Annotated in this window: 1 pseudogene; it reads right to left on the reverse strand. The window is 40.6% G+C overall.

Annotation, left to right across the window (positions count from 1 at the left end):
* Positions 1-455: pseudogene (locus tag ACFIK8_RS12655) on the reverse strand (NADH-quinone oxidoreductase subunit F); the annotation flags it as partial.
* Positions 456-581 lie beyond the last annotated feature (126 nt).

A 581-nucleotide genomic window follows, 5' to 3' on the forward strand; every position in this document is an offset into this window, starting at 1 on the left:
TTTTTGCCAAGTAAACCTGCATCATAACATTCATCAACGGCAGCTTGAAGTGCTTCACGCTCACGAATATATTCACCACGAACATAAATAAAAGCGACATTGGCTCCCATTGCAAAAGTAGCAAGTGCACACCCTTCAATCAAAGTATGGGGATCATGCCGCAAAATATCGCGGTCTTTACAAGTTCCCGGCTCCGATTCATCTGCATTTACAACCAAATAATGAGGACGGCCATCATTTTGTTTTGGCATAAAAGACCACTTCATTCCAGTAGGAAAACCAGCCCCACCACGGCCACGTAACCCCGATGCTTTCACCTCATCAATGATCCAATCACGACCTTTATCAATAATCGCCTTTATACCATCCCAATGCCCACGCGACATCGCAGCCTTTAATGATTTGTCTTTCAAACCATAAATATTGGTGAAAATGCGATCTTTATCAGCTAGCATACCCCACCTTTTTTTCTCTTGCCCTTAGCATTTTTAGCTTTTCCTCAAATGCAATTTAAAAACATCTTTTCAAGACTTCTTAACTTTAGTCAAATGTCGCCACAATGGGCAAAATAATAAAATATT

Source organism: Bartonella sp. MR168JLCBS, from assembly GCF_042194175.1.